The 19,555-nt window shown below is 36.9% G+C and carries 14 protein-coding genes; 4 read left to right on the top strand and 10 right to left on the bottom strand.

The genetic code is table 11. The features are described from left to right. Positions 1–237: 237 nt before the first annotated feature. The 10 genes from GLP24_RS07700 to GLP24_RS07655 all read right to left on the bottom strand — a co-directional run bounded on the left by GLP24_RS07700 (position 238) and on the right by GLP24_RS07655 (position 15,553). On the bottom strand, positions 238–621 hold the full coding sequence (locus GLP24_RS07700; RefSeq protein ID WP_101770305.1) for a hypothetical protein: 384 nt from the start codon (positions 619–621) through the stop codon (positions 238–240). A 2-nt stretch (positions 622–623) separates the two neighbouring features. After that, positions 624–2,507: a formylglycine-generating enzyme family protein gene (locus tag GLP24_RS07695; protein ID WP_101770304.1), complete on the bottom strand. Its 1,884-nt coding sequence runs from the start codon at positions 2,505–2,507 to the stop codon at positions 624–626. After that, the gene (locus tag GLP24_RS07690; protein WP_232615809.1) at positions 2,500–4,317 is read right to left on the bottom strand and encodes an ABC transporter permease family protein; all 1,818 of its coding nucleotides are present in this window, start codon (positions 4,315–4,317) and stop codon (positions 2,500–2,502) included. Before GLP24_RS07690 ends, GLP24_RS07695 begins: the two co-directional genes overlap by 8 nt. A gap of 8 nt (positions 4,318–4,325) precedes the next feature. Further along, positions 4,326–5,057 (bottom strand): ABC transporter ATP-binding protein, encoded by a 732-nt coding sequence (locus GLP24_RS07685; protein WP_101770302.1) that lies wholly within the window; start codon positions 5,055–5,057, stop codon positions 4,326–4,328. Positions 5,058–5,059: 2 nt separating this feature from the next. Next, the gene (locus GLP24_RS07680) at positions 5,060–7,309 is read right to left on the bottom strand and encodes a DUF1318 domain-containing protein (protein WP_232615808.1); all 2,250 of its coding nucleotides are present in this window, start codon (positions 7,307–7,309) and stop codon (positions 5,060–5,062) included. A gap of 5 nt (positions 7,310–7,314) precedes the next feature. Next, a complete protein-coding gene (locus GLP24_RS07675) occupies positions 7,315–7,941 on the bottom strand; it encodes a hypothetical protein (protein ID WP_232615807.1) in 627 nt (208 codons plus the stop codon). Between the two features lie 15 nt (positions 7,942–7,956). Then, a complete protein-coding gene (locus GLP24_RS07670; RefSeq protein WP_232599066.1) occupies positions 7,957–11,199 on the bottom strand; it encodes a tubulin-like doman-containing protein in 3,243 nt (1,080 codons plus the stop codon). 199 nt (positions 11,200–11,398) lie between these two features. Further along, on the bottom strand, positions 11,399–12,103 hold the full coding sequence (locus GLP24_RS07665; RefSeq protein WP_232615806.1) for a hypothetical protein: 705 nt from the start codon (positions 12,101–12,103) through the stop codon (positions 11,399–11,401). Between the two features lie 1,123 nt (positions 12,104–13,226). Then, positions 13,227–14,258: an L-threonine 3-dehydrogenase gene (gene tdh, locus GLP24_RS07660; RefSeq protein ID WP_232579565.1), complete on the bottom strand. Its 1,032-nt coding sequence runs from the start codon at positions 14,256–14,258 to the stop codon at positions 13,227–13,229. A gap of 101 nt (positions 14,259–14,359) precedes the next feature. After that, positions 14,360–15,553: a glycine C-acetyltransferase gene (locus tag GLP24_RS07655; protein ID WP_232615805.1), complete on the bottom strand. Its 1,194-nt coding sequence runs from the start codon at positions 15,551–15,553 to the stop codon at positions 14,360–14,362. Between the two features lie 289 nt (positions 15,554–15,842). Between GLP24_RS07655 and GLP24_RS07650 the strand changes: the two genes are divergently transcribed. The 4 genes from GLP24_RS07650 to GLP24_RS07635 all read left to right on the top strand — a co-directional run bounded on the left by GLP24_RS07650 (position 15,843) and on the right by GLP24_RS07635 (position 19,508). Then, a complete protein-coding gene (locus tag GLP24_RS07650) occupies positions 15,843–16,754 on the top strand; it encodes a LysR family transcriptional regulator (protein ID WP_045038660.1) in 912 nt (303 codons plus the stop codon). 196 nt (positions 16,755–16,950) lie between these two features. After that, positions 16,951–17,238 (top strand): hypothetical protein, encoded by a 288-nt coding sequence (locus GLP24_RS07645; protein ID WP_101770294.1) that lies wholly within the window; start codon positions 16,951–16,953, stop codon positions 17,236–17,238. A gap of 150 nt (positions 17,239–17,388) precedes the next feature. Further along, positions 17,389–18,516, top strand: coding sequence for an anhydro-N-acetylmuramic acid kinase (locus GLP24_RS07640; RefSeq protein WP_221945608.1), 1,128 nt, complete (start codon positions 17,389–17,391; stop codon positions 18,514–18,516). A gap of 47 nt (positions 18,517–18,563) precedes the next feature. After that, on the top strand, positions 18,564–19,508 hold the full coding sequence (locus GLP24_RS07635) for an LD-carboxypeptidase (RefSeq protein WP_232603607.1): 945 nt from the start codon (positions 18,564–18,566) through the stop codon (positions 19,506–19,508). Positions 19,509–19,555 lie beyond the last annotated feature (47 nt).

The raw sequence follows: 19,555 nt of genomic DNA, 5'->3' as shown, positions 1-19,555 counted from the left end.
GACTAAATTGGCAGCATCATGCTTGAATGCGACTGAATAAGTTGTTCGAGCTTTTTTCATTATGTACACCATTTTGACATTAAGAATATTTTATCCTATTTAGGTGTACAAGTTCATTAAGCCACAACAACCCTGTAAATATTATATAACATTTGCTATATTTATATGTCCATAAGCATCCAGTTTACTTAAAGGATACTTATGAACTGAAAAAATTAATACCTTTAAATGCATATATTATAATACAGCTAATATTTTTTCCTTCTCGCTAATATCCTTCTTAAGGGCAACTTTTGTCTTTTCTAACATCGATAGTTGATTTTTGTAATACTTTTGAGCATTCTTCTTATTATCAAGTTTTATTTTTTCTGTTTTAGCTTTTATCTTCGCAATCTCTTGATCGATAGATAAAATCTCTGATTTTAATAATACAAGATCTTTTTCTAATTTTAACTTTTCTATCTCTTGTTTTGTCGTAACCTGCTTTTCTTGAGCTAAATTAACTTCTATTATCGCTTGCCTTCTTCCTTGCTCATTCATCGCCTTATGATAAGTACAACCTCCAATCATAAACAAAGAGACACAAAGTACAGATAATTTAGTTATTCCATTACAATTCATTATTACACTCCCATTTCAGGCTCATAACGAAGATTTTTATATAATTCGTCTACCTGTAAGTACTTACCTTCGCGAACTTCATGAAGATGCCTTTCTAATAGATCCATACCCTTGATCTGTTGATTACTTACCTTATTTTCTTTCAACCAATGAACAAGTTCATCTTTTACTTCAGGAAAAAGAGTATGATCAGTATTATCAACAATTTGAATAATATATCTGCGATATTCTTTCAGCATATTTTCAGCTTCAAGTTTGTTAATTCTCCAAATTTTTGGGTCTTTTGATACTTTCCGTTTTTTCTCTATTGTTTCTAAATTCCGCCAGGCACTATATAAGTTATAACCTGCAACGCGAGTTAGGGCTTCTAAAAGACGTTTTTCAGCAACAACAATTCGCTTTTTATTCTTTTCAATTTCAAAATTTGCAGTGCTATCCCTGCGTTCAGCATCATTAACTCGTTGCTGCAAGCTAATCATTTGTTTTTTTGATAACTCAGCATTACTAAGTACAATAGTTTGCTGACTAACGTTCTGTTTTAATTTGTCTATTTCAGAATGTAATCGAGATATTTCGGAATCTTTACTGTCTATAAGAATATCAAACTTATTCTCAAGTGAACTTATATCCGCTAACTTAGCCAAATCAACATTTTTAGCTCTCTCTGCGTCAAGTTCTCTAGATATAGCATCTATATCAACTTTTTTTTGCTCTAAATTCCCTTTTAATACAATAAAGTCAGATTCAACCTGCGAATTTTGCTGCCGAAGACTGTTGTTTTCTTCTACTAAGCGCTCACTTTCAGTATTGTAATGACTAATTTGATCATTAATAGCTTGTTGTGAAAGACTAGTATTACCAGATGCCGTTGGTTGGCTAACGCCACTATCACTACTTAGATAGTCGTCATAACCGCCATCTAATTCTTCATTTGAATATCCAGTTTCGCTTACTAATGTTCCTAAAGCTAAACGGAAACCAACTTTAGATAAACGAATTAAGTCTCCATTAGCATTATAACCATCATACTCTGTACGACTTGATACCTTTAGATCTCTTGGATCTGTAGTGTAATTCCCACCACGAATAACTAATCCACCAAATCGTGCAAAAAGGAAATCATGTCCAAAAACACCAAAAGTAAGCTCTTCAGCATTACCTAGCATATCGTAAAGCCCCAAAGGGTTTGGCTTAATATGCTCAGAACCAATTTCTTTCATCTTTTTACCAGAAGACCCCCTATGCCATTCATAGCCCGCAAGCGTCATGCTCTGGTTTTCATCAACATATGGATACGGTCGGTCAAACACACTTGACGATACTTTATTACCTCCACGTGCAGCAAATGCCCACTCGACTTCTGTTGGTAAACGAAAATAAGCAATCGCATTACCATTTTTTGGCAAAGATTCTCTGTCAGTTTTCAGCATTAAAACATTAAGAGCTTCAATAAACGCAAATATTTCAGCTGCTGTTTTTCCTGTTTGCGGCAACTTAGAATTAATTATAGGATCAACTATAAGTTGATTCTCATGTTGCCACCAACGCATAACTGCATTCCATTGCTGTTCTGATACCTCGGTTTGTCCCAGATAATACAACCATTCTTTTTTACCATTATCACTCACACCAATGAATGAACCACCTAAATTTGTCGTTGAAAGTCGTTCTTTATAGCTGACATCATTACCATCTCGAGAACCAAGCTTGACTCTTTTTGAAGAAAACACTTTATTTCCATCAAGCCCTAAATAAATAGGTTGGAATTTAAGTGATATATCATCGGGTAATTTAAATTCAATAGTTTCATTTGCATATAATTTAGAACTTAAAAAAGACACAATAAAAAATAATAAAGCAGTTAATACGGGTATGTATTTATTCATGAATATACCTTTGCGAGTCCATTCGGTTAATAAAACCACCAGCTAATAAAGAACTTATTCCGCCTAAAGAAAGAATAATGACAATAAGAGATAATATATGATCTACTTTTAATCGAGTTAATGACTCTGTTTCACCTAATAGATCAACAAACCAATGAGATGCTAATACTCCAAATATCCAATATGCCATAAATGAAATCACCAACCCAATAGAAATTAAAATCATGCTCTTAATAAATGGAAAAAAGATAATCGTACTCTTATCTACTCCCAACATATTTAAATAGGCCAAATCCTTTCGTCTTCTCTGTACAGTCGCATAAACAGAAGCACTCACAGCAAAAACAGTAGATACACCAGAAATCGTTGCAATAAGAAAATAAATCTTTTTCATATAATCTGATAATGTACGTATTTTCTGTACTTCATATAACCGTGAAACAGGTTCTTTTAGAGCGTTAAGGCCAAGATCATCACCAACATGCTTGACCGTTTGAACTAATGCATCAAGCTGTTCTATTGATTCTGAGTACACTCGAAAATAACGTACTTGTTCTGTACCACTTAAAGAAAAAGCATGTTGGTCACGGTTATAATTTGCGCCTAGCCGCTCAGCAGTGCGCAACAAACCCGAAAAATAATGGCTGGCGACAATATATCCTGACGGCACTTTCTCTGAAACTTCTAAAAAAACAGGAATAGTTATCTTGTTCTCTTTTACACCTGTTTTTAATAGTAATTGTTGCTCTCCTGAAAAACTTCGATCCTCATTAGAAATATAAAGTATTGGTTTAGAATCTTCATCCCAACGAGGAGACAACATTTCTGGCAGCATATATATCTGCCATTTTTTCGATATATCTAATTTATTTAGTTCAAGTTCTATATCTTTAATATAAGGAACAAGTTGAGGATCATAACCATAATTTAACAGCGCATTATTAAGTACCTGTATATCTGATGCTGTGATCGTATTATTAACAGTTTGCCAAAGTCGCCAATCACTATTTTTCTGAGTACTCATTAACTCTGTATAAACTTTAGGCATAGAACTAAAAGGTAATCTACCAGCAAGCATCTGTCGAAAATCTTCATCTTTCGGTTTTTTAAAAGAAAATCCAGTTATCACACCATCATATTCTGGATGAAAATTATTTTCTCGATTTCCCATTAAACCGAGATCTGATATCTCATACCCTTTGCGCCAATGATAAATATCATTAAAGACAGCAACCGGAAGATAAATTTTCACATCAGGCATCATTTCAGAATCTAAAACACCGACTATTGTAAAATCCATCGGAACTTCTTCAGGATAATTCGCATTTGTCGTTCGTCTTAACAACAAGGTTAATTTATCCCCTTTAAACTTCCCTACTTTTTTACTCAGTGGTTCCGATATAACTACCCATTGAATATCATCGCCAATACCAATAGGATTTGATTGAATAACAAAAGGATCTTGCTTTGAACTAGGCACTACATTAATAGAATCATGTAGTCCTTTAACATCTAAGAGTAAATGTGATGTCTCAGAAGGAATAAATGCTATTCCAGATTGGCGAATAACTTCTAACATATCTAACGGAATAGGACTTTGTGACATAAACTTAGGTCGAACAAGTCGGCTAGCCGGATCGCTTTCAAGCGTATCCAACATATTGCCAATAATCCCTTGTTGTAACCCTAATAAAATAATTATTGGTGTAAAAATAGCACCGAGTGAACATACCATACACAACGATAAAATACGTTCATGGCTAATATCCCTAAACGCTAATATCGTGATATATAAGTAATCTTTTAACATCGCTAACCTCAATCACCCAAATTCCCTTCTTCATGAAGAGTTGAGATAGTTTCATCATTCACTTGTCTTACAGAAAAACGATAAATTCTATTGGCAAAATCTTGAACCAATGAACTATCATGGCTAACGAGGATCAAGCTCGAACCAGAATTTCGGACTCGTGTCGTTAAATTTTCCATCAACCGAACCGCGCTCAAAGAATCCATTGCCGAAGTTGGTTCATCTGCCAAGATAATATCTGGCTGTTGAATCAGAGCTCTTGCAACGGCCCCTTTTTGTCGTTGCCCACCTGAAAGTTGTAACGGTTTTTTATTAAGAAGTTTCTCTATCCCTAGACTATCTACAATTTCGTTAAAGTCGGCTTGTTTTCCTTTTTTTAGTCTTGTTACAAGCGATATATTCTGCCGTAACGTTAAAAACTCTAATAAGCCACCACTTTGTAAAATATAAGCGATATTATTACGTCGAAGTTTATTTATATCCTTTTCGTTCAATAATTGTACATCTCTAACATCGCTGTCATCCGAACAAATAATAAACTTCTCAGCCTTATCTGGCTTACACAGCATTGCTATTATATCGAGCATTGTTGACTTCCCACATCCATTGGAACCAACAATAGCAACAATCTCTTTCTGACGTAGTTCAAAACTGGGAATTTGGATCGTGATATTATGATCCAAATCCCCCAGTTTTTTTTCTACTCCAGTAAGAATCAATCTCTTACTTAGTTTTTTCATCGTTATGGCAACTGATTCAACTCAACACCAACGACACGATCTCGCTCGCTCGTCCCCATACTTAGCTTCTTCCAAACGTTTGAGTTACCCTGCTGACGTTTAAGATCTTCATAATGACGTAATTTATTGTTCATAGAACGAACAAATGCTTGCACTCGATCCATACTCTGAAACTCTTCTCTCGTCGTTGCCATGATGTCACTATCATAAGGAAGATTATTCATTCCTAATGGTGCAGAGAACGCATCTCGGAAATTAACTGCTGAAGGATCAACCATCGTAAAACGGGTGTTATCACTGACAAGATCGAAGAAATCAAGAGTCGTACCGCTATCACCTCGCATTGCCATCTCACCAATATTTTTCAACTCTTGCACACGTTGTTCCAGTTCATCTAACTCAACTTCATTAAGTAAAATCATTGGAGCTAACGCTTCACGGCCAGGTGCATTCATCACTTTATCTGCAACCCAGCCAACAACTGCGTTATCTGGCATTGTAGGATCTGCAAGTAACAAATCTGCCTGCTGGAAAAGCAATTCAGCAACAGAACCTTCTTTGGTTTTCATTTCGCCCGTTTTTTGAGTTCCAAACGTATCAAAGATTTCTTTGGCATCATTCAACCCACTCGCGACAGTATTAGCAAACGCTACAGGAGAGCCGCCATCAATCACTGATAAGTGTGGAATTTCACGACTGGTTCCATATGCCCCTTCATAAGTTGATGAAAGTTGCTTATACTGTTTTTTACCTATCTTTGAATATTTAACAGCACCTTTAGATGCATCAATATATAGTGAGTAAATAGGAATTTTACGAGTATAAGATTTATCTCTTAATTCCTTAATACTGATATTGTCTTCTCGTCCCGGAGCATCCCCGATCAGAATAATTGTCTTTGCACTTTTATCTCGCCATTGCTTAGAATCAAGCGCAAGGTTTACACCATCCAATACCGCCTCTGGAATATCATCTGATTTAACCGGTATTTTCTGAGCCTCTACTTTACTTAATATTGTCACAAAGTCTGATGGGCTAAGAACACCGCTGTGCGTAAAATCTTTTTGTGAAAAGGCAAACTTTCTCTCTTTATCTTTGTCTTGATAGCCAATAAAACCAAAACGAATATCTTGCCCATTCGTATCAAGTACAAACTTCTTAACAACAGAAAGTAACTGATCTAAATAAGGTTGCATTGAACTGGTCAAGTCCATAACGAACACAATATCAATCGGAACATTACCCATGCTATCTTGATTTGCGCCATTCCGTGTTTGTGCCGCGACCTCTAACAAATGAGCAAATTGACCATCCATATACAACTCTTCTGAGTTTGATTTATAGAAATCAAGTAGCGGATACATCACGATTTGATCTTGGCTTTGACCAACCGTCGGCTCTATGGCTAAAGCACCACTAGTTCGATTTACATTACCTGATTCAAAATCAGCATATAACTTATCAAGTTGCTTGTTTCTCTCCATTTTATTCGCTTTCATCAAGGCAACAGCATCCTCTGCCGTTTCAAAAATAACAGACGGATCTCTATTTAAAGAGTTAGTAAAACGCATCACCAATGCGCGTTTCCATGAAATAGCATCTTCTTCAGAAATCCAACCAATAGTTTTTGGTTCCCAATTACTTGGTTTCTGCTTAGGAACATACTCTTCAGTCACCTGATACCAACGCTTTCCATTTTTATTCTCTTGCTTAATAACACCAAAAGCTTCATATAAAGGAAGGTTATCTCTTAAAACGTCAGCTGACTTCGTTGGGCTTGCATATAATTTAGCAAACTGCTTAGTAAGAACTCTATCAATGTTATTTTCATCAGGATGCTCACCGATACCATTCCAAAATGTCGTGGTACCATCCTCCAACCGAACTTCCCGAACAACACCCTGTATATATTTAGGATGTCGCTGTTTAGCCCACTGAATACCAACAGTTTGCTTATCTGTTTTCAAAGAGGCTGCCATCAAAGTATAAAGCGCAGTTCGATCGTTATTTTCAGACTCCGCTAACGCACTGACTTCTGATGAACAGTTATAGTTAATCTTCAAAAGACCATCTAAGCGTTCACCTAAACAAGAATCACTTGATATCTGCTCTTTTTCTAACGCAACTTGACGTACCTGCATTGTCGATAACAAATCAGAGTAACTGCTCGCATATGCTTCCCCTGAAAGGGTAAATAATCCTGCTATACCTAACGAAATACATTTGGATAAAGAAATTTTATTCTTGTTCATTAGCCTTATTCCTTATCCAAAATTGTTGAAGTACTATTAAGCTTTTCAGATATACGCCAAGGCTTAGCATTACCAATAAGTTCAATCGAAACAGGCTCGCCTGAGCTATTAGAATAAATGGTCATCGAACCTTTAATACTATCCTGAGCATTTTGAGCAAATTTAACGTAAAAGTATCCACTATTACCAGGTGCAATATCTAAGCTATCGTCTGTTTTCTCAGTACTAAAATTATTACTAGAAAACTTCATATCACCTAGTTGTAAGTTCACTTCACCATCATTAAAAACCTCAACTTTAGTAGACTCTCCTGGAGAAAGTACAAAAGAGGTTTGATCTACACGTAATAACGCATCACCTCTGAACAAAAATAGCCACATAGCAACCGCAACGACAAGTACAGCAATACTTGAAAAAGCGATCATCATCCAAGGGACCTTCTTCGGCGGAATAACTTCTTCTAAAACAGCACCACAAGGCTCATCAAAAACCGTCTGACCCGGGCAAATAGCTTCGCCATTATTATTGATGGTTACAAGAGATGCAGGAATAGCTTCATTTTGTGCTGCATGTTCACAATCGCCATCAGGACCGCCTGTATTTTTACAACGATATAAAGCGTCAGTCGTCATAATCATAAACTCCTTTTATAGATTTTCTTTTAATTCAGGGATTACTCGATTCAGTGCATCTTGAATAGCGGCTTTGAATTTCCCATATTTTTCATCTTCTTCGTTACGTTTTGCTAAAAGGAAGATCCATTTCTGGTAGTTACTCATATTAGCTTCAGCGCGGACGATATCTTCTGTTTGTATCTGAACCTTACTAAAGAGTTCATTGGTTTTAGAACCACTATCACGAACAAATTGTTCATGATAATTAGAATACAAAATAGCCAGTTCAAGGCTAACATCAACGGCATATTGCTCGGTCATACGTGATACAATATCTTTATTCGCATTCGTCAATTTAAAGCCAGTATCAATTCGATTATCAATTGGACTAAAAGTATCTTGTCGAGTACCAAAATAAATAGGTAAATCTACATCATCAGGTAATTGCATAAAACCCATGGCCGCTGCAACTAATACCGAAGGCAGCTGTAATTCCAACTCTTCAGCACGACTTGGCAACATCAAATCAGAAAATTGACTTGATTCACTATGACATTGATAAAAAATAAATTTTCCATCATTACTAAGCATAGCTTTATCATAATGCGTCTTCAATGCTGACGTGACTGCTGCTTGGCGAATAGGAAAAAAGAATGCAACTGTCATTGCACTAATTTCATTAGGACAACGCTCTTCAGGAATAACTTTAACCAATATCTCACCATCACTATTAGATATCATACCTATTGCACAGTACTGCAATGCTTCACTGAACGATGCGGGTACGTCTTTACATGCAGGTATTAACAATAGACGACGTTTTCTTGGTCCTGGTTTTGGTACATTAGGACGTGGCTGTCCACTATCAAAAGCAACCATCGGGCTTGATTTTTTAATCCATCCTCGAACAATTTCTTCCAATGCAGGTGTAACTTCATGAAACTCTTCATAAAGCTCCTTGATGATATTTCGACCAAAGAATGGTTTGAAATTAGGACTTTTCTCAACAATAGCAGCATGAAAAACATGACTATATTGTAACGATTCTTTTCTTATTGTGTCTGGGAAAACACCACGAACAACGTTAGTCTTATCATCAATCGTCATAAAGTGGTTATAAGCTTGAAATGTCTTTTTATCTCCACGTAATTCTTTAAGTTTCTCCCAAATAGAAGTGCTGTTTTTCTCCAATAATGATTTATCGGTCACAAAGTATTGTTGGATAGAATCATTAATTTCTTCCCAGCTAATCCAATCTTCAATACCTATTTTTTCCTCTTTCTCAATCATAAGTTCAGTAACAAGGTTGTCCCTTAACGTCACCATGTTGAGCTTAAATTGACCGACATCTTTACGCAGTAAACGTAAATTATCTAATAATTCCATACAAAAATCAGAACCATAAGCAGCAGCACGTTCATAAGTACGGTTAGCATAATAATTAACTGACTCTGCCTGATATTGCGAGAATAGTCGAATTGCACCACCGCTTACCGCATAAGCAATTTTTCCTATTTTTCTAATCTCGTCATGTATTGCACTACGTTTGTTTTGTGCAATGTCAGCCATCTTTTCATAACCAGAACGTTTCTTGGTAAATCCAGCAGCATCTTCTTCAATTCGCTTAATAAGCGTATCTACAATATCAGGGAGATTATTAACAGTATAATTTTCAAGGTTATCTTCTAATCCATTGAGTATTATTGCTTCAATATGTTTTTTTACACGTGCAGCACGCTTATCTATTTCTATATTTTTACCATGATGACTAAAATAACGCTCAACTCCACCGTTATCACCTAACGGACGAAACGTTTCATTCCAGTGTTTGTCTGCTTCACGGTTAAATACTGTTATCCACTGCTGCATTTCTTTATACGATTTTGCAGCTATTGCTTCTTGCTCTATTTTTTCAAGCGTAGATCGCCAATCTTGTTGATAAGATGCAAAATCAATTTCATTGTCGTCTTTGGTATTACCAACAGTTTTATCTAACCATAAGTCGTTTTTGCTTACATCAAGGACTTTAATTGAATCTCCGACAAATGCAGTAGCATTGAATGCTAATGGATTATCTAGGAAAGATTTAACCCAATTATTATGTAAAAGCTGTAAACTAAACTGCAAGCCTAAAGAAGACGATAAACGCTGGCGAATTTTAGTTTCAGGGATAGATACGCGATGGACGCCATAGGCACCATTTTTCATCGAGCGCGTACCTGTAAAACCTTCATCCGTTGTTTCCGGATTATCTTCGTTTGATAAAGCTTGGCGAATAGAGTTAGGTAAATCACCCAACTGTCGAACAGACAACTGGAAAAGTAATTCAGCGGTACTATCAATTTGTTCAGGTAAACTCGCTTTCGTGCCACGATCTGTCGTATCCGTTACTAAGAATAACGACTTGTATGTTTGTTTAAGATCGTAATAATTCGTATCATCGGCACCAGCATCAACAGGCTTGATTGACAAACGTTTTGGCTGCGGTGGGTTCCTGATATCCCATGGCTTGTATAGCGAACGATTAAAAGCGTTATATTCTTTTAAAGCCGCATATTGGTTAATATAAAATCGACCTGTATTCTTATCACCTACATCGGCAGCTGTTGTAAAAGCATGAATATAAATATTCGAACGCCATGACGTATTACTTAAGTACGACTGGAGTTGGGCAACAATATCAAGCATTGTGCCACCGCCAGTACCAGTAGCAATACTGCCAGCCACATGAATATCAACAACAAACTCGCCACCATTGCCAGAAAGACGTTCGAGACGATTTGCAACACCACTAATGATATTGTCTATATTATCTCCACTCGCAAGTGCTAAACGACCTAATCGACGTAATTGATTACAACCACAGTCAGGCTCAAGACCGACGGTAATATTTGTTAAATGTTTCTTTTCATCTTCTCTGCGTAACCACGGAGACACGCCAGAATAGAGATCAAGATTTTGCGCAGTATCCATAACAGAAGCACTTTTTAACAATACTTGTTCACGCCCCATTAAGGTAATATCATCACCAAGGCTAACCCACTCACTACGTTTACCTTGTCCGGCTAAATCATCAGCATGAGAATCGATACTCAATGTTGCAATACGTGAAATATGCTCAACCCCAATATTTTCCTTGAACTCGAACATATCAGGTATTTGTTTATCTTCAGCTCCGCGGGCTCTCCATTCAACATGAAGTTTTTTCTTTAAATCGCGAACAACTTCACAACCGGTTCCACCGATACCAACCAACAACGTATTCTTTTGAGCCATCTTAAATCCCTATACGGCCTATATAAGCCATGCTTTTTATTTATTAATATCTAACGTTTTATACTACTTTAACGACGCTAAAGTTTTCTTTTATACTTCTAAGTGCTATCCATGAAATAAGACCGATAACAATTATTTGTATTAATAGCCAAGTAATAAAAACTAAAATTGAACCAACAATCATAATTCTTCCAGACTGTTATAATAGTGCTTTTGAAATACGATCGCTTGCGATTTTATATGCATCACTCACTAGATAACTTGAATTATTTTTAGAAAAATGTTGCTTCATATCGTTCAAAATATCAGATTTGGCTGTGCCTGATTTAGCCGTAAGAATCCAGCTTAAAAATGGCATTGTTTTTTCAAAATTATTCTCAGCGGCAATAAGATAAGTATTAGTCGCGACTAATTGAGCTTTTTCTGAATGCGTTGGAATACTAGACCCACCTTGTTCTGGGTGAGGATAACTGTCAAAGTTCTCAAGCTGGCGTCCATTTTCTGTTTTTAAATCTGCTACATTTTCGTATGCTTCACGAAAGGTTTTATCTCTCCAATCAGTATTAGCCATAAGTGATAATTCCCACCCCTTAATAACTACTTTCACTACGGGCTCTGTAAACTGAAGAGAAAATAAAAATAGAACTGCAGCGAATGTTGTTACGAATGAAAAAAATGACCCAATAACGAAACCAACTCCAGCTTCATAAGTATTATTAATATTTCTTGCAATAACTTTAATTAACCAAACAACTGCGGTTGAGAAAAATATTGCAACTGGAATACTGATATAAAAAAGTTTCCCCGTAGATTTCATTTCAAGGATAAGTTGAAAAAAAATCATTATAACTTCGAATATTAATGAATCAGAGTTGATAAGATGTTCGAGGATATATTGTTCCATTTTATTCACCCTTAAAAATATAGAAATCTATTAACACATCAACTTTAAAATAATAAAAAATCATATCAATACACCCTATTTATATTATTGACCAACAGATCATTTAATACACATACCAAATTAGAATACTTTTACTTCCAAACACATGGATACCTATTAAGAATAAAAATATTGTAATAAACAAACGAATATCTATTATTCCAAATATTAATTCATCCAAGAAACTAAAGTAATCCGTACCAAATAAATCAGATACTGCAATCCAACAACACCAAAGATAGTTGTTCAATTTCATACACTTAACAATATAAACTTAAGCAACTATTATAAGGTTTAACGACGATTAGACTCACTTAAGAACCATTAGACCAAATGTATAACAATTAACGGCCATTTCATATAAAATACCCATTATATCAGCTTGTTATGTGACTGTAGTCACAAAAAAATGCTCGTATTATTTGGTACTATCTTTTAATATGTATTTAACAGATATCACACCAATGGAAAATCATTAAAAAAACGCTATAAATAGGTGAATAAAGTTAAGTCACGTTTAGGAGAAATAGAAAAATATTTATATTATAAATATATTACTAACAACTACCTTCACATTAGAATAAAGATAAAAAATCAGCAATACAGTAACATTTAGCCTAAACAAGGTACCAATAAATACATTAATTAAAAATAGCATTATTTATATTTCCAGTCATTAGTAAATAGTTAAAGGTGAATTATTTATAACTAAGTTATCGATGTTTAGTGGACATCCTCCCCTCCATAAATGAAGGGGCTTCCACATAGTACAATATCATTCGCAAGCGAATGATGGTTGCTATCCATTCCTTAAAAGAAAGGGTTTGCGCTATTAACCGTTGATCAACACAAAACTAAAAATACCTGATAACTTTTTATTGATACTCACTATTTTTCTGGTTATAACATTCTAACTAAAGCTGGAGTAATAATCATAGGGGAATGATTATCCTTATCAGACTATACCCTTATAAAATATAATTATATATATGCTGGAATAAAAAATGCCCCAAGATACTCTTGGGGCATTTAATTAGAACATTATAAAGTAATCAGATCGATAACACCTTTCTGATAGTTTAACTTATTCCCAATCAAGAATAACTTTACCTGACATGCCTGAACGCATAACGTCAAAGCCTTGCTGGAAATCGTCAATCTTATAATGGTGAGTAATGATTGGCGTTAGATCTAGGCCTGATTGAATCAAGCTTGCCATTTTGTACCATGTTTCAAACATTTCGCGACCGTAGATACCTTTAATAATTAAGCCTTTAAAGATAACTTGTGTCCAGTCAATGCTCATGTCTGATGGTGGAATGCCAAGTAATGCAACCTTACCACCGTGGTTCATGCTCGATAACATGCTGTTAAATGCCATTGGATTGCCTGACATTTCTAAACCAACATCAAAGCCTTCTTTCATGCCTAACTCATCCATAACATCAGTTAGGTTTTCATTGGCAACGTTAACGGCGCGAGTTACACCCATTTTACGTGCAAGATCTAAGCGGTATTCGTTAACATCGGTGATCACAACATGGCGAGCACCAACATGTTTTGCAACCGCGGCTGCCATAATACCAATTGGGCCAGCACCGGTGATCAATACATCTTCACCCACAAGATCAAACGATAATGCAGTATGAACCGCGTTGCCAAATGGGTCGAAAATCGAAGCTAAATCATCTGAGATATCATCTGGAATTTTAAACGCATTAAATGCTGGAATAACCAAAAACTCTGCAAACGCACCTTCACGGTTAACGCCAACACCAACAGTATTACGACATAAATGGGTACGGCCGCCACGACAGTTACGGCAATGTCCACAGGTAATATGGCCTTCACCAGAAACACGGTCGCCTAAGTTAAAGCCACGGACTTCTTGTCCCATGCCTACAACTTCGCCCACATATTCATGACCCACAACCATAGGTACAGGAATGGTTTTTTGTGACCACTCATCCCAGTTGTAGATATGTACGTCTGTACCACAAATAGCTGTTTTCTTAATACGAATAAGTAGATCATTATGCCCCATTTGCGGCTTATCTACTTCAGTCATCCAGATACCTTCTTCAGGCTTTAATTTAGACAGAGCTTTGATTTTCATAACACTTATTCCATAAAGCTAGAACAACCGTTTAATGATGTTCTATACAATGACCTTAACGAATTATTAAGGCCGTACCGATGTTAATAACGAAAAACGAATTAAATAATCGCCATCTCTTTACCCACTTCAATAAAGACATCAATCGCTTTATCAAGTTGCTCACGAGTGTGTGCTGCTGACATTTGAGTACGAATACGCGCTTTACCGTTTGGTACTACTGGGAATGAGAACCCGACGACGTAAATACCTTTTGCGAGTGCGCGCTCAGCAAATTCTGCTGCTACTTTTGCATCACCTAACATAATTGGAATGATAGCGTGATCAGCACCTGCCATAGTAAAGCCAGCATCTGTCATACGGGTACGGAAATGCGCTGCGTTAATCCATAGGTTATCGCGTAAATCACCACTTTCAGCCAATAGATCAATAACACGGTTTGATGCGGCAACAATCGCTGGCGCAACAGAATTTGAGAACAAGTATGGACGTGAACGTTGGCGTAACCAATCAATCACTTCTTTCTTACCCGACGTGTAACCGCCTGATGCGCCACCCATTGCTTTACCCAGCGTACCTGTAATGATATCAATACGATCCATTACATTATGGTGCTCGTGTGTACCACGACCATTAGCACCCATAAAGCCGACAGCGTGTGAGTCATCAACCATCACAAGTGCGCCATATTTCTCGGCTAAATCACAGATAGCAGGCAAGTTAGCCACTACGCCGTCCATTGAAAACACACCGTCAGTTACGATCAATGTATTACGTGCGCCCGCTTCTTTGGCTGCGATCAATTGTTGCTCAAGCTCTTCCATATTGTTATTTGAGTAACGGAATCGCATGGTTTTACATAAACGTACACCATCAATAATAGAGGCGTGGTTTAGTGCATCTGAAATGATGGCATCTTCAGCATCTAAAATCGTTTCAAATAGACCCGTATTCGCATCAAAACATGAGGTATAAAGAATGGTGTCTTCCATTCCTAGGAAATTCGATAGTTTTTGCTCTAATTCTTTATGCGCGTCTTGTGTACCACAAATAAAACGTACCGATGCCATACCAAAACCGTGTTGATCCATACCTGCTTTTGCAGCAGCAATCAATTCAGGGTGGTTAGCTAAACCTAAGTAATTATTTGCACAGAAGTTTAATACTTCTTCACCCGATTGGATCGTTACGGCTGCTTGTTGTGCAGATGTAATAATACGCTCAGATTTGTATAGTCCTTCAGCTTTAACATCTTCAATTTGCTGATTAATTTGCTTATAGAATGCAGAAGACATGTGTTCCTCACAGATTTATTGGATGGTAACTAAGCGCAATTGCTAATAAAACCTAAAAGCTACTCTTTCAGACCAATAACATCCTGCAACAGCAGCATTAAATATCGAAGTCTAGGGAGTAACTTTCCTTTTACACCTTTTTTATTTGAAAATCGCTAACTATTTGGTGCTTTTTATCAACACTTTGAACTAGAACTTAATTGGTCACTTTTCAGCATTCTAATTCAAACCTAACCACAGTATTATCCCATACCATGGAAAATGATTATTGACTCTCAGGCACAAATGAATGGAAACTAATAAGCTAATCGCACTAATGCCAGATCTGGCGGTATTTATCGTGGTGGTTGATGAAGGCAGTTATACTGCGGCAGCTAAAAAGCTCAATGTCACCCCTTCTGCGTTGAGTAAACAAATATCACGCTTAGAGACTGCACTTTCCGTTAAATTATTAGAACGTACTACGCGTACATTAATGATCAGTGAGTCGGGTAAACGTATTTATAACCAATGTACGATAATGTTTGATGCCGCTAAACAAGCGATTGAAATCTCACATTCAGAGCCAATTGTGCCTGCGGGCATGATTACCGTCGCGGCTCCCAAAGCGTTTTTAGCGATTGTATTGCAACCTTTAGTAACGCCATTTTTAACCCAATACCCTGATATTCAATTAAAGCTTAAAGCCCGTGATGGCGATATTGATATTATAAAAGAAGGGATTGATGTGGTATTTAGGCTCACTGAAAAGCCCAGTGAGGATTTAGTTTTAAAGCAAATAGGTAAAGTCGATCTAATGCTATGTGCCAGCCCTGAATACTTAGCACAACGTGGCACGCCCAAAACACCACTAGATCTTGTCCATCATGATTGTTTGTATTTAGGGGAAACCAATACTGACAATATTTGGGATTTTGAACAACAACATACACGCCATCGCGTTACCGTAAGTGGTCGTTATGCGGTTAATCACTCTCAAATGCGACTTAATGGTGTAAAAGATAACTTAGGGATTGGTATTTTCCCTGATTTTGTGATCAAAGATGCTTTGCTCACAGGTGCGGTTATACAAGTATTACCTGCATGGACGATTCGTGGTAATTATCACGGCGATATTGCGCTTCAATATGCCCAAACTAAATTTATGCCAGCCCGATTAAGAGCATTTATTGACTACGTAATAGCAAATTTTAACTCTTAAAGTATTGATTAATTAGGAAATTTTAAGAAAATGTGCGTTTTTGTCACTTTTTGATTTTTTTAGCCTTTATTTTTGCAATAGCGCTAAAGTTATCATTTGAACAGTACTGATACACTTAACGCATAAAAGGTCATCACAAAATAAAGGACAATCGGTCCCCTCAATGTATGCCTCCAATGCAAAAGGATCAGTGTTAATGCACTCAAAAATCATAGAAAATCATGATGAATTAATCCACTGGATGCGTTTAGTCGAGAATACCTATGGCCGTTCAATTCTAACTGATACTGCCATTCATTTTGTTTCAGGCACTTATGATGACGGTACAACTGGCCATATGATTGAAATTTTCGATCTTGATGATGCGATTATTGCTAGCTCTGCGGTGAGCCATGAATTAGCTGAATTTGCGAATAAAATGAACAGTGTTGTTCAACAGCAAGGATCTAATAGTCTTGCAGCCTCTCGCAGTGTAATGCACTAAAACAATTAGCTTAAATATTCCATCGCTACTTTATTTCTCAGTCACTTCTGATTAGAGTGACTGCATAGCTTATACTTCGAACAGTATAATTAACTGCTTAACGGGAATAACACACACCTTCCGTTAAATTGAAATACAGTGGGAACTGCGATGGAAAAATATATTGGTTTAATGTCAGGCACTAGCATGGATGGCGTTGATGCTGTTCTCGTAGAAATTGACAACAATAATATTCGATTACTTGGTTCGCATCCCTTTGCTATGAGTAATAATCTTAAACAATCGTTATTAGACATTTGTTTAGGCCAACCAACAAATTTACAAACATTAGGTGAGCTAGACCACCGTTTAGGTCATCTTTTTGCTGATGCTGTATTAGCACTACTGAATAAAACCAAGACTGCTGCAACAGATATCACCGCCATCGGTAGCCACGGTCAAACCGTCTTTCATTCTCCCCATACAGAATATGCGTTTACGATGCAAATTGGTGATGCCAATATTATTGCCGCCAAAACAGGTATTACAACGGTGGCTGATTTTCGCCGCAAAGACATGGCATTAGGTGGTCAAGGTGCACCGCTAGTACCCGCTTTCCATCAACAACTTTTTAGTACAACCCAATGTACTCGGGTTATTTTAAATATTGGCGGCATTGCTAACATTACCGTATTAGAACCCAATAAAGCGGTAACAGGCTTTGATACTGGCCCTGGTAATATGTTGATGGATGCATGGATCAACCTCCACCAGCAAAAAAGTTATGATGACAATGGTAATTGGGCCCGTTTAGGGACGGTGAGTTCCGTATTATTAACTCGCTTATTGTCTGAACCATATTTGCAGCTATCAGCCCCTAAAAGTACTGGCCGAGAATTATTTAACCTAACATGGTTACAACAGTATTTAGCAGATCCCACTATTGCTGAGCTGCAACTCTCTGCTTGTGATATTCAAGCAACACTCACTGAATATACTGCGCAAACTATTGCTAATGACGTTAAAAAAACAGGCCTAACCCCTGCCGTTACACCAAATGAACTATTAGTCTGTGGTGGTGGCGCTCATAACCCGATTTTAATGCAGCGACTTGCAGAATTGCTACCAAGCTGGCAGGTTATGACAACCGCAGATCGTGGTGTAGATATTGATAACATGGAAGCAATGGCGTTTGCATGGCTTGCGTATCGCACCATGCATCATCAATCAGGTAATTTACCCGAAGTGACTGGAGCCAGTCGTTTAGCGCAATTAGGGGCAATTTATCCCGCGGATTAACAATATATTGTGCCTTGATGATTATTTAGCTTTGATGAGAATTATCCATGAACACACCTGTTACAAACACGCCCTATAAAAACGTTGCCTTAATTGCTTGTTCAACTCAATTTGATCCAGCACAAGTACCACAAGTGATTGACGTTTTCGAAAGTCATGGCTATCACGTAAATTGCCATTATTTACAGCAAAATATTTCAGATTTTGGCTATGTTGATACCGATCAAGCGCGAGCCCATAACTTAATTAAAGCATTACTTGATTCAACAATTGATGTGTTGTGGTTTTATCGTGGCGGTGGTGGTGCATTAAACCTATTGCCATATCTACAACGTTATAAACAGCAGCTATTAGCCATTCCAGCAAAAGTAATTGTTGGGTTCAGTGATGTTACTGCTATTCATAGTTTTCTAAATAATGAACTAGGATGGCGTTCAATTCATGGTGTTAATGCGAATAACCACCTTGATATGGGCACAACAAATCAGCAACCGTTACCTGATATATCAGAGATAATGAACAACGGTGTTTCCTATAATAACGTATTGCCACTTAATGCATTAGCACACCAAGCGACGGCAATAAATGGGACTTTAGTTGGTGGTAATCACACTCTTGTTGCCGCAACGTTTGGTACTCAATATCAGCCAGAATTCACAGGTAAGGTAGTCTTACTCGAAGATATCGGTGTAACCTTCCGCCAGTTAGATCGTTACTTACAGCAATTATTATTTTTAAATGATTTCAATGTAGAAGCGATTATTTTTGGTCAATATTACTCCACAGAACCAACAGACCAAGAACGCATAATGTATAAAGCAGTATTACAACACTTTGCCGAGCAATATGATAAGCCTGTCTATTATTTCCCATTCTTCGGCCACGGTAAATACAACCAGCCTTTTATATTAGGTAATAACATTACGTTACAGCGTAACCAATATCTCACTTTGCTTGATGCTACCGAATACGTAACATTACGCCAAATCTAACGGTAAACTGCGTTATTATTCCAATAAACAAAAAAGGCTGCTGAGAT

Origin of the sequence: Photobacterium carnosum, assembly GCF_021236965.1 — a bacterium.
Classification (GTDB): Bacteria; Pseudomonadota; Gammaproteobacteria; order Enterobacterales; family Vibrionaceae; genus Photobacterium; species Photobacterium carnosum.
The sequence above is the reverse complement of the archived record's forward strand: the minus strand, read 5'-3'. Positions and strand labels throughout refer to the sequence as shown.

Coding starts and splice junctions, on each gene's coding strand:
- GLP24_RS07700 (WP_101770305.1), bottom strand. CDS start 621: ATGAATTGTAATGGAATAACTAAATTATCTGTACTTTGTGTCTCTTTG.
- GLP24_RS07695 (WP_101770304.1), bottom strand. CDS start 2,507: ATGAATAAATACATACCCGTATTAACTGCTTTATTATTTTTTATTGTG.
- GLP24_RS07690 (WP_232615809.1), bottom strand. CDS start 4,317: ATGTTAAAAGATTACTTATATATCACGATATTAGCGTTTAGGGATATT.
- GLP24_RS07685 (WP_101770302.1), bottom strand. CDS start 5,057: ATGAAAAAACTAAGTAAGAGATTGATTCTTACTGGAGTAGAAAAAAAA.
- GLP24_RS07680 (WP_232615808.1), bottom strand. CDS start 7,309: ATGAACAAGAATAAAATTTCTTTATCCAAATGTATTTCGTTAGGTATA.
- GLP24_RS07675 (WP_232615807.1), bottom strand. CDS start 7,941: ATGACGACTGACGCTTTATATCGTTGTAAAAATACAGGCGGTCCTGAT.
- GLP24_RS07670 (WP_232599066.1), bottom strand. CDS start 11,199: ATGGCTCAAAAGAATACGTTGTTGGTTGGTATCGGTGGAACCGGTTGT.
- GLP24_RS07665 (WP_232615806.1), bottom strand. CDS start 12,103: ATGGAACAATATATCCTCGAACATCTTATCAACTCTGATTCATTAATA.
- tdh (WP_232579565.1), bottom strand. CDS start 14,258: ATGAAAATCAAAGCTCTGTCTAAATTAAAGCCTGAAGAAGGTATCTGG.
- GLP24_RS07655 (WP_232615805.1), bottom strand. CDS start 15,553: ATGTCTTCTGCATTCTATAAGCAAATTAATCAGCAAATTGAAGATGTT.
- GLP24_RS07650 (WP_045038660.1), top strand. CDS start 15,843: ATGGAAACTAATAAGCTAATCGCACTAATGCCAGATCTGGCGGTATTT.
- GLP24_RS07645 (WP_101770294.1), top strand. CDS start 16,951: ATGCACTCAAAAATCATAGAAAATCATGATGAATTAATCCACTGGATG.
- GLP24_RS07640 (WP_221945608.1), top strand. CDS start 17,389: ATGGAAAAATATATTGGTTTAATGTCAGGCACTAGCATGGATGGCGTT.
- GLP24_RS07635 (WP_232603607.1), top strand. CDS start 18,564: ATGAACACACCTGTTACAAACACGCCCTATAAAAACGTTGCCTTAATT.